This window comes from Devosia sp. LC5 (assembly GCF_000735585.1).
Classification (GTDB): domain Bacteria; phylum Pseudomonadota; class Alphaproteobacteria; order Rhizobiales; family Devosiaceae; genus Devosia.
On record NZ_JNNO01000012.1, the window covers coordinates 90,490 to 104,162 of the forward strand.

14 protein-coding genes are annotated in these 13,673 nt (G+C 63.3%); 13 read left to right on the forward strand and 1 reads right to left on the reverse strand.

The window, feature by feature from the left end; all coding sequences use genetic code 11:
* Positions 1-106: 106 nt before the first annotated feature.
* From ccmA to FF80_RS07880, 5 genes are read left to right on the forward strand one after another with little or no spacing between them, the layout of a single operon-like run.
* Entirely contained in the window at positions 107-742 is a 636-nt protein-coding gene (gene ccmA / locus FF80_RS07865; RefSeq protein ID WP_035099105.1) for a heme ABC exporter ATP-binding protein CcmA, read from the forward strand.
* Positions 739-1,392 (forward strand): heme exporter protein CcmB, encoded by a 654-nt coding sequence (ccmB, locus tag FF80_RS07870; RefSeq protein WP_035099107.1) that lies wholly within the window; start codon positions 739-741, stop codon positions 1,390-1,392. The genes ccmA and ccmB overlap by 4 nt, the downstream gene beginning before the upstream one ends.
* A gap of 12 nt (positions 1,393-1,404) precedes the next feature.
* Positions 1,405-2,166 (forward strand): heme ABC transporter permease, encoded by a 762-nt coding sequence (locus tag FF80_RS07875; protein WP_035099109.1) that lies wholly within the window; start codon positions 1,405-1,407, stop codon positions 2,164-2,166.
* Complete coding sequence (ccmD, locus tag FF80_RS21330; protein WP_348270320.1) at positions 2,163-2,333, forward strand: heme exporter protein CcmD; 171 nt, start codon at positions 2,163-2,165, stop codon at positions 2,331-2,333. The genes FF80_RS07875 and ccmD overlap by 4 nt, the downstream gene beginning before the upstream one ends.
* On the forward strand, positions 2,333-2,866 hold the full coding sequence (locus tag FF80_RS07880; protein WP_035099112.1) for a DsbE family thiol:disulfide interchange protein: 534 nt from the start codon (positions 2,333-2,335) through the stop codon (positions 2,864-2,866). The genes ccmD and FF80_RS07880 overlap by 1 nt, the downstream gene beginning before the upstream one ends.
* A gap of 133 nt (positions 2,867-2,999) precedes the next feature.
* Here the strand turns inward: FF80_RS07880 and FF80_RS07885 are convergent, their stop codons facing one another.
* Entirely contained in the window at positions 3,000-3,209 is a 210-nt protein-coding gene (locus tag FF80_RS07885; protein WP_035099113.1) for a DUF1674 domain-containing protein, read from the reverse strand.
* A 95-nt stretch (positions 3,210-3,304) separates the two neighbouring features.
* Here FF80_RS07885 and htpX point away from each other — a divergent pair, with 95 nt between their 5' ends.
* From htpX to FF80_RS07925, 8 genes are all read left to right on the forward strand, one after another.
* Entirely contained in the window at positions 3,305-4,300 is a 996-nt protein-coding gene (htpX, locus tag FF80_RS07890) for a zinc metalloprotease HtpX (RefSeq protein ID WP_035099114.1), read from the forward strand.
* A gap of 9 nt (positions 4,301-4,309) precedes the next feature.
* On the forward strand, positions 4,310-5,611 hold the full coding sequence (locus FF80_RS07895) for an RsmB/NOP family class I SAM-dependent RNA methyltransferase (RefSeq protein ID WP_052153302.1): 1,302 nt from the start codon (positions 4,310-4,312) through the stop codon (positions 5,609-5,611).
* 120 nt (positions 5,612-5,731) lie between these two features.
* On the forward strand, positions 5,732-7,324 hold the full coding sequence (locus FF80_RS07900; protein WP_035099116.1) for a heparinase II/III family protein: 1,593 nt from the start codon (positions 5,732-5,734) through the stop codon (positions 7,322-7,324).
* A gap of 74 nt (positions 7,325-7,398) precedes the next feature.
* Positions 7,399-8,985: a bifunctional phosphoribosylaminoimidazolecarboxamide formyltransferase/IMP cyclohydrolase gene (gene purH, locus FF80_RS07905; protein ID WP_035099117.1), complete on the forward strand. Its 1,587-nt coding sequence runs from the start codon at positions 7,399-7,401 to the stop codon at positions 8,983-8,985.
* Between the two features lie 104 nt (positions 8,986-9,089).
* Positions 9,090-10,475: an oligosaccharide flippase family protein gene (locus FF80_RS07910; protein ID WP_035099119.1), complete on the forward strand. Its 1,386-nt coding sequence runs from the start codon at positions 9,090-9,092 to the stop codon at positions 10,473-10,475.
* A gap of 8 nt (positions 10,476-10,483) precedes the next feature.
* Positions 10,484-11,713: an ATP-grasp domain-containing protein gene (locus tag FF80_RS07915; protein WP_152558302.1), complete on the forward strand. Its 1,230-nt coding sequence runs from the start codon at positions 10,484-10,486 to the stop codon at positions 11,711-11,713.
* A 93-nt stretch (positions 11,714-11,806) separates the two neighbouring features.
* Complete coding sequence (gene leuC, locus FF80_RS07920; protein ID WP_035099120.1) at positions 11,807-13,213, forward strand: 3-isopropylmalate dehydratase large subunit; 1,407 nt, start codon at positions 11,807-11,809, stop codon at positions 13,211-13,213.
* The gene (locus tag FF80_RS07925; RefSeq protein WP_035099121.1) at positions 13,204-13,632 is read left to right on the forward strand and encodes a metallopeptidase family protein; all 429 of its coding nucleotides are present in this window, start codon (positions 13,204-13,206) and stop codon (positions 13,630-13,632) included. The genes leuC and FF80_RS07925 overlap by 10 nt, the downstream gene beginning before the upstream one ends.
* The last annotated feature ends 41 nt before the right edge of the window (positions 13,633-13,673 follow it).

A 13,673-nucleotide genomic window follows, 5' to 3' on the forward strand; every position in this document is an offset into this window, starting at 1 on the left:
GCCGGATAGCGCCGCCTTTTCTGGAATGACTCCAATCTGTGACGGCTTATAGACACTAAAGATTGCCCTTGCCAGTCTTGCCTTTGGTTCAATACGAGATGGGGTCATGACGCAAAGGCAAGCCTACCCATCCTTAGTACTGCGCGCGCAGGGGCTTGCCTGTGGTCGCGGCGGCCTGCCATTGGCCGATGACATGAGCTTTGCCGTGCCCGGCGGCACCTGCCTTTTTTTGCGCGGCCCCAACGGCACGGGCAAGACCACGCTGTTGCTGACGCTGGCCGGCATAGTCGCTCCGCTTGCTGGCTTTTTTGCCATCGAGGGGGCGGACCCGGAGGCCGGGCCGCTGCTGCATTATTGCGGCCATCGTAACGCCACCAAGCCGCGCCTCAGCGTGGCGGAAAATCTGGGTTTTTGGGCCGCGGTCAATGGCGCGGCGGGCGATAGCGTGGAAGCCGCACTCGGTCGCGTCGGGCTGGGCGATCTGGCCATGCTCGATGCCGGCTATCTCTCGGCCGGGCAGAGCCGGCGGCTGGCGCTGGCGCGGCTGCTGGTCACTCACCGGCCGGTCTGGCTGCTCGATGAGCCAACCGCGGCGCTCGACACCGAGGGCCATCAATTGGTGACCGACCTGATCGACGCCCATCTCGATGCCGGCGGCATCGCCATTGCCGCGACCCATGATCCGATCACCCTGCCCGATCCCGCCCGTATGGAAACCCTGGCTTTGGGCAAAGCCGCATGAGGGCGTTTTCCGCCATTATCGGCCGTGAACTGGCACTGGCTTTGCGCGGCGGCGGTGATGTGCTGACGCTGGTGCTGTTCTTCATCATCACCGGAGCCATCGTGCCCTTTGCGGTCGGCCCTGATAAGGCGCTGCTGGCGAGCATTGCGCCGGGCATTATCTGGATCGCGGCCTTCCTCGCCATGCTGCTGGGGCTCGATCGGCTGTTCCGACCCGATCATGAAGATGGCACGTTGATCCTGCTTCGCCATGCCGAGCTGCCGCTCCCGGCCATCATTGCCGCAAAAGTGATCGCCCATTGGCTGCTGACCGCGCTGCCGCTGATTCTTGCCAGCCCCATCCTCGCCGTGCTGCTGGCCATGGACTTTTCCGCCTTCTGGCGCATGGTGCTCTCGCTGCTGCTGGGCACCCCGGCACTGGCCGCTTTCGGCGCCATTGGCGCGGCGGTGACCGTGGCGATAAGGCGCGGCGGGCTCATCGCCCCCATTCTCATCGCGCCGCTCTCTGTGCCCGTGTTGATCTTCGGCACCGGGGCGATCAGCGCCACCCAGTCGAATGCCGCGCTGCTGTTTCTTGCGGCATTGAGCCTCATGGCCGTGGCGCTGGCTCCCTTTGCCGCCGCCCTTGCGATAAGCTCCGCCGAGGATTAGAGCGCTGATGTCATGACCATCCAAACCACACCCAAACAGAGCTGGTGGAGCCGGATTGCCCATCCCGGGCAATTCGTCGCCTGGACCCGCCCGCTGCTCTGGCCGCTCACCATCCTGACCGTCTTGCTGTTCGTCCTGGGCCTATGGTTTGCCCTCTATAATTCGCCGCAGGATTACCAAATGGGCGACACGGTGCGCATCATGTATGTGCATGTGCCCACCGCCTGGCTCAGCCAGTTCGTCTATGCGGTGATGGCGGTTTCAGCTTTGGGTTCGCTGGTCTGGCGCCATCCCATGGCCGATGTGTCGATGAAGGCGGCAGCCCCGTTGGGCGCGGCCTTTACCGCTTTGGCATTGTTCACCGGCTCGCTCTGGGGCCGGCCCACCTGGGGCACGTTCTGGGAATGGGACGGGCGCATGACCTCGACCCTGGTGCTGCTGTTCATTTATCTGGGCATTATTGCGCTGTGGCGGGCCTTTGACGATCAGCTCCGCGCCGCCCGGGTCATCGCCGTGTTTACGCTTGTGGGCGCTGTTAACATCCCCATCATCAAGTTCTCGGTCGACTGGTGGAGCACACTGCACCAGCCCGCCAGCGTGTTCCGTGCCGATGGTCCGCGCATGCCCTTCTCCATCCTGACGCCGCTTTTCGTGATGTTTTTCGCGTTTACAGTCCTGTTCCTGGTGCTGCATCTGAAAGCCATGCATACCGAAGTGAGCCGCCGCCGCGTCATGGCGCTGGAACGGCAGGCCGCGCAGGGAGCCAAGTCGTGATTGATCTGGGGCCGCACGCCATTTTCATCATCGCCGCCTATGCCGGGGTAACCTTGGCCGTCGCCGCACTGATTGTCTGGACCCGCCTCGATGCGCGGCGTGTCGCCAAAAAACTGGCAGATCTGGAAGCCCGCGGTATTCGCCGCCGCTCGGCGGGTCCGGCCTGATGCGCTATGTGTTATTTGCCCTGCCCCTGCTGCTGCTGGTCGCGCTGGTCGCTATTTTTGCCTCGTCCATGAATCGCGATCCCAGCCTGGTGCCCAGTGTCCTGATCGACAAGCCCGCGCCGGCCTTTGCCATGGAAGCAGTGCCTGAACTGGGCGTGCCGGGCTTTGATACTGCTGCGCTCAAGGGCGAAGTCACCGTGGTCAATGTCTTTGCCAGCTGGTGCCTGCCCTGCCGGGCCGAGCATCCGCTGCTCGAAGCGCTCAAGGATGTCGCCAAGGTCCGACTCTTTGGAATCAACCAATCCGACGCGCCCGAAAATGCCCGCGCTTTCCTCGCCGAACTGGGCAATCCCTATGATGCTGTCGGCGCCGACCGCGACCGGCGCGTCTCGATCGACTGGGGTGTCTATGGCGTGCCCGAAACCTTCGTGGTCAATGCCGACGGCATCATCACCTTCAAGCATGTCGGCCCGCTGACGCCGCAGGCGGTAACCGATCACCTGATGCCCGCCATCGAAAAGGCCCGGCTTTAGGAACCCGAGAGCGCTCCAGCAGACCTCATCCTGAGCTTGTCGAAGGACGAGGTCGTGGCACTTATGTCTCCACTCGCGCGACCTCGTGGTTCGACAGGCTCACCATGAGGTCTACTGGGAGTGGGCGGTCTACTCAAAAATCGCTGGTCAGGCCTTTGATTTCCCAATCGCCATAGCGGCCGGGTTCGAGCCCGCCGCGGCCGCCTTTTTCCCTGGGGGCAAAGGCGGTTTTGCCGTCGATGGCGCGGCGGCGTTCCTCCGCTTCCGCCAGCGCCCGCTGGGCGGCGGGGGTCAGCGGCGGGCGGGGTTCGCCCTCATCCGAACTCTGTTCTGCATCGCTCATTGCAGGCTTCCCGATTGTGGTATGGTCATGCGCCTTGCATGAAACCATCGCCGTCACAACATAATTGCAGGAAAGACGAACCCCAAGAGGCTCCGATGTTCAACATGTTTCGTACCGCCGTCCTGATCGCCGGGCTAACCGCCCTGTTCATGGTGGTCGGCTATTTCATCGGCGGCACCGGGGGCATGATGATCGCCCTGCTATTTGCGGCGGGCACCAATCTGTTCAGCTACTGGAATTCCGACAAGATGGTGCTGCGCATGCAGAACGCCGTCCCGGTCGAACGCAGCCGGGTGCCCGAACTGTACGACATGGTCGATACGCTCTCGCGGCGGGCCGGCATTCCCACTCCGGCGGTCTATGTCATCCAATCCGACCAGCCCAATGCCTTTGCCACCGGCCGCAATCCGCAAAATGCGGCCGTGGCCGTGTCGACCGGCCTGCTGCGCGCGCTCGAAACCCGCGAAGTGGCGGGGGTGGTGGCGCATGAATTGGCCCATATCCGCAATCGCGACACGCTGACCATGACCATTACGGCGACCTTTGCCGGTGCGATCTCGGCCTTGGCGCAGTTCGGCCTGTTCTTTGGTGGCGGCAATAATCGCGACAATCCGCTGGGCGGCATTGGCGCCTTGCTGATGGTGTTCCTCGCCCCGCTGGCCGCCATGGTGGTGCAGATGGCGGTGAGCCGGACCCGCGAATATGAGGCCGACAAGCATGGCGCCGAGATTTCGGCCGACCCGCTGGCCCTGGCCTCGGCGCTGAACAAGATTGCCGGCGCCGCCCGTCAAACGGTCAATATGGCGGCCGAGCGGAACCCCGCCATGGCCCATATGTACATTATCAATCCGCTTTCGGGGCAGCGCATGGATAACCTGTTTTCCACACACCCGGACACGGCCAATCGCATCGCCGCCTTGCAGAAGCTTGCAGCGGAGATGCAGGTGAACGATAAGGGCCCCGCGCCTCAGCCCCGTTCGCCATCGGCATCGCCGTCTCGCGACGCAAGTGGCAGCGGCACGAGCGGCTGGCGCGTGCCACCCACCGGAAGGTCCGGCGACGGTGGCGGACAAAATGGTCCCTGGGGATAAATCGTAAGCGTGGCACCAAAATCCGAACCGGCGGGGCTCAAGCTCCGTCTCGTTGCCGCCCAGCGGCTCAAGGCCGTTCTGGCGGGCGACAATTTTGTTCCCCTCAATGCGGTTGACCTGGCCGATGGGCGCGATCGCGCGCTGGCCAATCGGCTGATCACCACGGCCCTGCGCCGCCAGGGCCAGCTCAACTTCATTCTCCATGCCGTGCTCGACAAGGGCATGCCCGCCAAGTCCGGCACATTCGAAGCCATTCTGCGCCTGTCACTGGCCCAATTGGTGTTTTTACCCGATCTGGGGGCGCATAGCGCGCTGTTCCTTGCCGTCGAAGCCACCAAGCGCGACCCCAAGGCGCGGCATCTGTCGGGCCTGATGAATGCCGTCTTGCGCAGCGCCCAGGCCAATTCGGCCAAATTCGGCATGCTGAGCGACGACCTGCTGATCCCCGATACCTTTGGCGACACCTGGCTGGACGCCTATGGCGAAGCGGCCATTGATGGCTTTTCCGATGCCCTGCTCGCCGGCGCCCCGCTTGATCTGACGCTCAAGAGCAATGATCCAGATCTGATCGACACTCTGGGCGCCCAGGTCGCCCTGGCCGATACCGTGCGCATCGAACAGCGCGACCGCCCGGTCGAGGCCCTGCCCGGCTATGCCGAGGGCCAATGGTGGGTGCAGGACGCCGCTTCCGCCATCCCCGCGCGCCTCTTGGCGCTGCAACCGGGCGCGCGCGTACTCGATCTCTGCGCTGCGCCGGGCGGCAAGACCGCCCAATTGATCAAGGCCGGCTATGCCGTCACCGCGCTCGACAGTGACGCCGCCCGCATGGAACGCCTGCGGGGCAATCTCGCCCGGCTCGACTACACCGCCGAAACGATTGTCGGGGATGCCGGCACCTTTGCGCCTGCTTCGCTCTATTCTGGCGTGCTGCTCGACGCGCCCTGTTCGGCCACCGGCACGTTCCGCCGCCATCCCGAAGTGATCTGGCATCGCTCGGTGGGCGACGTTGCAGGTCGCGTCCGCCTGCAGCGGGCTTTGCTGACCAATGCCTTCCGCTGTCTCGATATTGATGGAGTGCTGCTCTATTGCGTTTGCTCGCTGGAGCCGGCCGAGGGCGAGGAGCAGGTCGATTGGGCGCTTGATTCGCTGCCGGGGCTCGAATTGTTCCCGGTTTCGGCTGCCGATCTGCCTGGTCTCGAGCAGGCGGTGACGCCCAAAGGGCTGGTGCGTACCCATCCGGGCATGAGCCCGAGCGGATTGGCTGGGGGCATGGACGGATTCTTCGTGGCGCGATTCCGCCGCCGGCGCTAGAATCGGCATGGGGGCGAATGGCAACGATCGGGGGACGTTGCACCGCAAAGGATTTGGGTTGTTGAGGTTTTTGACTAGCAAGAGACTGATCCCGGGCGCGCGGCGCGCGGGCGCGGTTTGATGTCCGGACAGATTCGATTCGCGCTGCGCCGGCTGTTTCTGGGCCTGGCCGACACTGTCGTGACCCTGCCCGTCTTGCGCTGGACCTGGCGGGGGCTGGCCGACGACGCCTTTGCCGGCGAACTGCCCGAATTCCGTCCCTCCGACCGCGAAGCCGTGCGCGACATGATGAGCGGCCGCTATCTTTTGGCTTCCAAGCTGGTGGAAACCGGCGGCACCTCGCCCTTCGGGCTTGAGGCCGAACACCAGGATTGGTGGCTCAACCTGCACGGCTTTTCCTGGCTGCGCCATTTCCGCGATGTGCGTGACCCCGGCGAGCGCAAATTTGCCCGCGTGCTGTTGCTCGACTGGATCAGCCGCGAAGCCCAGTTCGAACGCGACACCTGGGCCCCCGCACTCTGTGCACAGCGCGTGCTCAATTGGCTGCGGCATTTGCCTTTGCTGCTCGACGGGGCCAATCCCGAACAGGCCAAGACCATCCAGCGCGTGCTAGGCACGCAAATCCAGAGCCTGAAAGTGCGGGCGCCGCTGACCAGCGACCCCATCGAAGCGCTTTATGCCGCCATCGCCCTGCTCGGCGCCGAAATCTGCGACCAGGACGACAAGACCGACGTGCCGGCCCGCATCGCCAAGCTCAATACGATCCTGGCCAGCCAGCTCGATGCCGATGGACTGCATCTGTCGCGCAATCCCAAGCTGCAATTGCAGCTGCTGGTGGAGCTGGCCAGCGTGCGCCGCGCCGCTGGCGGCTACAAGACCGAGGAAAGCAACGAGCTGGGCGCTCAGATCGATCGCATGCATGAAAGCCTCGACGCGCTGACGCTGTCAAACGGCGAGCCGGTCTATTTCAATGGCGCCGGACAATTGCCCCACGACGTGCTGATCGCCGTGCAGGCGCTGTCGCCGCTGCGCAAGCGGCGCTCCATGCTGCTGGGCGGCTATGGCATTCTGCGCAATGGCGAAGCGGTGGTGATCGCCGATTCCGGCCGCATGCCGCCCAAGGGGTTCGACGCCGAAGCCCATGCCAGTGCATTGGCTTTTGAATTTTCCCATGGCAATGAACTGATCCTGGGCTCCTGCGGCCCCGCTCCGGCCGACCTGCCGGAAAGCCAGGCGCTGTTCCGCCAGACAGTGGCGCATTCGGCGCCCTCCATCGACGCCGAGGACGCCGAGCGAACGCCCCCGATCATCACGCTCGACGCGACCGATCATCTGCTGACGCTCGGCACGACCGGCTATGCCAAGCGCTATGGCGTTGATCTGGAACGCCGGCTGACCCTGCTCGCCGAAGGCACAACGCTGGTGGGGCAGGACCGCATGATCGCCAATGGCACGCCATCGGGGCTGCTCTCGGTGCGCTTCCATCTGGCGCCCAAAGTCATGGTGCGGCGTGTTTCCGGCGAAGGCCTGGTACGGTTGGTGCTGCCCAATGGGGCGGTCTGGAGCTTTTTGTGGGAAGGCGCCGATTTCCATGAGGAGGAAAGCGTGCGCCAATCCTCCTATCTCGGTTTTCACAAGACGCGTCAGCTGGTGCTCGAGACCGAAGCCGCCGCTGACCGCGAGATCGCCTGGATCTTTACGCTCGAACAATAGTGCATGGTTCCCATCGCCGCCGCTTCGTGCTAGCGAGCGCGCAGAATTTCCATTCTCTCTGCGGGACATTTTTGATGAGCAAGACGGTCAAGGTCGGGCGCGCACTGCTTTCGGTATTCGACAAATCCGGCATGGCCGATTTTGCGCGGGGCCTGAGCGAAGCCGGCGTGGAGCTGGTCTCGACCGGCGGCACGCATAAGCTCATCAGCGATGCTGGCCTCAAGGTGCGCGAGATTTCCGACCTCACCGGCTTCCCCGAAATGATGGATGGCCGGGTTAAAACCCTGCACCCAAAGGTGCATGGCGGCCTTCTGGCAGTGCGCGACAAGGCGGACCATGCCGCCTCCATGGCAGAGCATGAAATCGGCTCCATCGACCTGGTTGCAGTCAATCTCTATCCATTCGAAAAGACCGTCGCCTCGGGCGCCTCCTATGACGAGATTATCGAAAATATCGATATTGGCGGCCCCGCCATGGTGCGCTCTGCCGCCAAGAACCACGCCTATGTAACGGTCGTGGTCGATCCCGCCGATTATCCGGCTATTCTCGAGGCCATCAAGACCAGTGGCGGCGTGCCGTTCGAGCTGCGCCAGAAATTGGCCGCCAAGGCCTATGCCCGTACCGCGGCCTATGACAGCGCCATTTCAACCTGGTTCGCCAAGGCGATCGACTATCCCGAAATTCCCTATCGCAGCTTCGCCGGCACCCTGCGCGAAGTCATGCGCTATGGCGAAAACCCGCATCAATGGGCCGGCTTTTACGCCAATGGCGACAACCGCCCGGGCGTTGCCACTGCCACCCAGGTGCAGGGCAAGACGCTCAGCTACAACAATATCAACGATACCGACGCCGCCTTCGAGCTGGTCAGCGAATTCGACCCCGCCCAGGGCGCCGCCGTCGCCATCATCAAGCATGCCAATCCCTGCGGCGTTGCCGTGGCCGGCGATCTGGTGACTGCCTATAAAAATGCCCTGCGCACCGACCCGGTCAGCGCCTTTGGCGGCATTGTCGCCACCAATCGCGAGATCGACGCCGAAACCGCCGAAGAGATCGTCAAGGTCTTCACCGAAGTGATTGTCGCCCCTTCGGCCACGCCGGAAGCCCAAGCCATTATTGCGGCCAAGAAGAACCTGCGCCTGCTGCTGACCGGTGGCCTGGCCGATCCCAAAGCCGATGGCCTGACGGTCAAATCCGTGGCGGGGGGCCTGCTGGTCCAGTCCCGCGACAATCGCAATGTCGACGATTGCGATATCAAAGTGGTGACCAAGAAAGCCCCGAGCGACGCCGAAATGGCCGATCTGCGCCTCGCCGCCAAAGTTGCCAAGCACGTCAAGTCCAATGCCATCGTTTACGTCAAAGACGGCGCCACTGTTGGCATCGGCGCCGGGCAGATGAGCCGCGTCGATTCCGCGCTGACCGGCCATCGCAAATCCATTGACGCGGCCAAGGCCGCCGGCATTGAAGGCGCCTTGTCGCAGGGTTCCGTTGTGGCGTCGGACGCTTTCTTCCCGTTTGCCGATGGGCTTGAAGCCTTGGTCGCCGCTGGCGCCACTGCCGTAATCCAGCCCGGCGGCTCGATGCGCGACGACGAAGTGATCGCCGCTGCCAACGCCGCGGGGATCGCCATGGTGATGACCGGGATGCGCCATTTCCGGCACTAATCAGCGTTACCGAATTGTAACGGGACCGGTAAGACCTTTTTGAGATAGACCTGCCACATTGGCCAGGCCGGTTTCTGCCGCCGGTTACTGTGCTAGGAATACGCATGCTGAGGCAAAGGGGCGCTTTGGGGACGCTGCTGCGAACGGGTTTGACCCGATCGCTGGCTTCGCTCGCCATCAAGCTGGCCTCGGCCGGCCTCACCTATATTGGTTTTGTCGTGCTGGCGCGCACCATGAGCGTCAGCGAATATGGCTATTTCGCCTTTGGGCTGGCACTGGCGACTGTGCTGGCGATCGGCGCCGGCATGGGCCAGCAGACTGCAGTAATGCGATTCTATGCCGAAGACATGGCCAAGAAGGACAGCAACGCCGCCCAGACCACGCTGCGAGCCGGCAGCATGCTGACCATCCTGGGCAGTCTCGTTGTCGCGGCGGCGTTGTGCCTTTATGCGGCCATTGCCGATATGGTGCGTGGGACGCCCCCGAGCTGGCCGCTCTATGCCGCGGCCTTGTTGATCCTGCCCATGGCACTGGGCGAATTCACCTCGGCGGCTTTGCGTACGCAAGGCTCGATCTGGACGGCACTGGCCCCTCGCGACGTGTTGTGGCGCCTGGCCCTGCCGCTTGCGGCACTGGCGCTCGCCGCCACGGGCGTCATGCTCCCCGGCTGGGGCGCCTTGCTGCTTGCCGCCGGGCTGCTGTTGGTGGTGGTTGCCACCCAATACGGATTGGCACGAACCGAGCGCTATCAGCTGCCGCTCGGCTTTGCCGGACTTGCCGGCTTCTGGCGGGCACGCGGCAAAATCAGCCTCTGGCTGCTGCTGGGCGGCTTCATCAATGCGGCCGCACTCAATGCCGATACGATCGTCATTGGCGCATTACTGGCCCCTGAACAGGCGGGCGCCTATTTCAACGCCTTCCGCACCGGCGGGCTGATGACGCTGTTCGCCTTTGCCATTTCCCTTGTGATCGCCCCTCCGATTGCCCGGCATTTCTATGCCGGCGAGCGGCACAAGGCGCAAATGCTGCTGGCGGCGGGCACCTGGGGCGGATTCATATTTTCGCTGCTGGCCTGCCTCGCCTTCGTGTTTTTCGGCGAGCCGATCATGAGCCTGTTCGGGGAAAGCTATGGCAATGCCGCTATCTTGCTGATCATTCTTTCAGTGGGCTTTCTGGCTGATGCCGCCACCGGCCCGTCGCGCTCAGTATTGATGCTGACCGGCCATGAAAAGCGCTACGCAGCCATCTTCGGATTAACCACTCTGGCGAGTATCCTGGCCCAGATTGTCGTGTTGCCTAGCTTTGGTGTTATTGGAGTGGCCATAGTAAGTTCACTTAGCCGTGTGCTGGCTTACAGTCTATTGAGCTGGCAGTGCACGGTCCAAACGGGGCTCGACCCCACTATTTTTGGTATTTTGCGGCTTCGGACCCGTTCGGGGGGACAGGACGGCGCCGCCCACGGGACACATTTGGTGAAAAGCGAACCATGAGCATGTCGATGACATCCCCCCACCCCAAAGGCGCAATCATCCTGGCCGGTTCGCACGGCGCCATCGCGCTGGCACGCAGCCTGGCAGGGCAAGGACTCGATATCTGGTTCGTCACCAATTTCACCCCGCTGCCGCGTTTCTCGAACGCCGTGCACCATTGGGCTGAATGGCCGGGTGCCGAAAACCCCGGCGCGATCGAGGCGCTCGAAGCCCTGGTGCGCAAGAACGGCCTCGAGAACTACCTGCTCATTCCGGCCGCCGACGCGGACGTCAAACTGGTCGCCCAGGAACATGCTCGGCTCTCTGCGCTGCTGCAGGTCATGCTACCCGATTGGGAGCAATTGCAATGGGCCTGTGACAAGGCGCTGACCTATCAGCGCGCCGCCGAGCTGGGCATTGCAGTGCCCCGCATTTATGTGGTGGGCGACGATCTGGCGGCGACTGCTGCCAGCATCGAGTTTCCGGTGGTGCTCAAACCCACCATGCGCATTGCGCTTAATCGCTTCACCCGCGCCAAGGCCTGGCGCGCTGACAACGCAAGCCAGTTCATCGACCTCTTTACCCAAGCTGCGCAATTGCAGGGCAAGGAGCACATCGTTGTTCAGGAATATATTCCTGGTGGTGGCGAGACCCAGTTTTCCTATGCCGGCGTGTGGTGGAACGGCACGTCCCGCGCCAGCTTCGCCGCGCGGCGAACCCGTCAGTTTCCGGTGGAGTTCAGCTACACCTCGACATTCGTCGAAACTGTCGAGCAGGCCGATGTGGTGGCCAAGGGCGAGGCATTCCTCGCCTCGATCAACCATCACGGGCTCTGCGAAATCGAGTTCAAGCAGGACCCGCGCACGGGCGAGCTCAAGCTGCTCGACGTCAATCCGCGGCCATGGTCATGGTTCGGCCTGGCCCAGGCGGCGGGCATGGATTTTGGCGCCATGCTGACTGCGCTCAGCGCGGGAGAAACCGTCACCCCGACCACGGCGCGCCCGGGTGTCGGCTGGATGTTCATGCTGCGCGATTTCGTGGTTGCCCTGCAATTGGTGGGCATGGGCAAGCTGCGTCTGGGTGACTATCTGCGCTCAATCGGCCGTACACGCACCTTCGCCACCTTCTCCTGGCGCGACCCCAAGCCCGGCCTGGTCGAGCTGCCGCTGACCGCATGGCGCCTGCTCAAGCGGGGAAGCAAGCCGTCCGGTTCCCGGACAACGGCCCCTGGCGCCGAGCCAAGCACGATTTCGGAATAGCCAGCCGTACCCAGCGGTACGGTTGTGCTTGACCCTCGCCCCGTCCCGGCTTAGAACGGCTCCAAACTTCGTATTCCTGCCGGAACCTAAGCAATGACCAAGGCGCGTACGCTTTACGACAAGATCTGGGACGACCATCTGGTGCAGAACAACGAGGATGGGACCTCGCTGCTCTATATCGACCGCCACCTTGTGCACGAAGTCACGAGCCCCCAGGCCTTTGAAGGGCTGCGCATGAACAACCGCAAGGTGCGCCACCCCGAGCGCACCCTGGCCGTGGTCGATCACAACGTGCCCACTACCGACCGTTCCTTACCCAATCCCGACCCGGAAAGCGCGATCCAGATCGCGGCTTTAGCCGAGAATACCAAGGATTTCGGCATCGAATATTTCGACCCCTTCGACAAGCGGCAGGGCATAGTGCACATCGTTGGCCCCGAACAGGGTTTCACCCTGCCCGGCATGACCATTGTGTGCGGCGACAGCCATACCTCGACCCATGGTGCCTTTGGCGCCCTGGCGCATGGTATCGGCACCTCGGAAGTCGAGCACGTGCTGGCCACCCAAACGCTGATCCAGCAAAAGGCCAAGAACATGCTGGTGCGCGTGGACGGCCAGTTGCCGCCCCACGTCACTGCCAAGGACATTATCCTGGCCATCATCGGCGAGATCGGCACGGCAGGCGGCAACGGCCATGTCATCGAATTTGCCGGCGAAGCCATCCGCTCGCTGTCCATGGAAGGCCGCATGACGGTCTGCAACATGACCATCGAGGGCGGCGCCCGCGCCGGCCTGATCGCGCCTGACGAAACCACCTTCAACTACGTGAAGGGCCGCAATCGCGCGCCGACCGGCAAAGCCTGGGACATGGCGCTCGACTATTGGAAGACCCTCTATACCGATGAAGGTGCGGTCTACGACAAGGTCGTCATTCTCGACGCCGCCAAGCTACCCCCGATCGTGAGCTGGGGCTCCTCGCCCGAGGACGTGATTTCGGTGACCGGCGCCGTGCCGAACCCCGATGAGATCGAGGACGAGAACAAGCGCGCCTCCAAGTGGCGGGCGCTGGACTATATGGGCCTCAAGCCCGGCACGCCGATCACCGACATCACCGTCGAGCGCGTGTTTATCGGCTCCTGCACCAATGGCCGTATCGAAGATCTGCGGGCCGCCGCAGCCGTCATTGGCGACCGCAAGGTTGCCGCGGGCGTCAATGCCATGGTCGTCCCTGGTTCGGGCCTGGTAAAGGACCAGGCCGAGGCCGAGGGGCTGCACACGATCTTCCTCAATGCCGGCTTTGAATGGCGCGAGCCGGGCTGCTCGATGTGCCTGGCCATGAACCCCGACAAGCTCAAGCCGCAGGAACGCTGCGCTTCGACCTCGAACCGCAATTTCGAGGGCCGTCAGGGCTTCAAGGGCCGCACGCATCTGGTGTCTCCGGCCATGGCCGCAGCCGCGGCAATTGCCGGCCACTTCGTCGACATCCGCGAGTGGCAGTAAGCGGGACTGATTGGGGGGCGCGCTTTGCGCCCACCCTCGAGGATATCGAAGCCTTGGCGACAGCAGCCCTCGAAGCGCTGCCGGAGCCATTCCGTTCGCTGGCGGCTGACGTCACCTGTTCGGTGGCTGAATTTGCCGAGGATGACGTGCTCGAGGGCTTTGGCATGGAGAGCCCCTTCGAGCTGATGGGCTTGTTCACCGGCATCGGCATGACCGAAGACGGCGCCATGCCCCAGACCGGGCAGTTGCCGAACACGGTCTTTCTCTACCGCCGCGCCATTCTCGATTACTGGGCCGAAAACGACGACAACACGCTGGGCGAAGTCGTCACCCATGTGCTGGTCCACGAACTGGGTCACCATTTCGGCTTTTCCGACGAGGATATGGAAGCCATCGAAGCAGCGGAGGCAGATGACTAGCCAGGAGACCTCATGGTGAGCTTGTCGAACCACGAGGTCGG

Bases quoted from the DNA above. Each gene is read 5' to 3' on its own strand.
- ccmA (WP_035099105.1), top strand. From the start codon at position 107: ATGACGCAAAGGCAAGCCTACCCATCCTTAGTACTGCGCGCGCAGGGG.
- ccmB (WP_035099107.1), top strand. From the start codon at position 739: ATGAGGGCGTTTTCCGCCATTATCGGCCGTGAACTGGCACTGGCTTTG.
- FF80_RS07875 (WP_035099109.1), top strand. From the start codon at position 1,405: ATGACCATCCAAACCACACCCAAACAGAGCTGGTGGAGCCGGATTGCC.
- FF80_RS07880 (WP_035099112.1), top strand. From the start codon at position 2,333: ATGCGCTATGTGTTATTTGCCCTGCCCCTGCTGCTGCTGGTCGCGCTG.
- FF80_RS07885 (WP_035099113.1), bottom strand. From the start codon at position 3,209: ATGAGCGATGCAGAACAGAGTTCGGATGAGGGCGAACCCCGCCCGCCG.
- htpX (WP_035099114.1), top strand. From the start codon at position 3,305: ATGTTCAACATGTTTCGTACCGCCGTCCTGATCGCCGGGCTAACCGCC.
- FF80_RS07900 (WP_035099116.1), top strand. From the start codon at position 5,732: ATGTCCGGACAGATTCGATTCGCGCTGCGCCGGCTGTTTCTGGGCCTG.
- purH (WP_035099117.1), top strand. From the start codon at position 7,399: ATGAGCAAGACGGTCAAGGTCGGGCGCGCACTGCTTTCGGTATTCGAC.
- FF80_RS07910 (WP_035099119.1), top strand. From the start codon at position 9,090: ATGCTGAGGCAAAGGGGCGCTTTGGGGACGCTGCTGCGAACGGGTTTG.
- FF80_RS07915 (WP_152558302.1), top strand. From the start codon at position 10,484: ATGACATCCCCCCACCCCAAAGGCGCAATCATCCTGGCCGGTTCGCAC.
- leuC (WP_035099120.1), top strand. From the start codon at position 11,807: ATGACCAAGGCGCGTACGCTTTACGACAAGATCTGGGACGACCATCTG.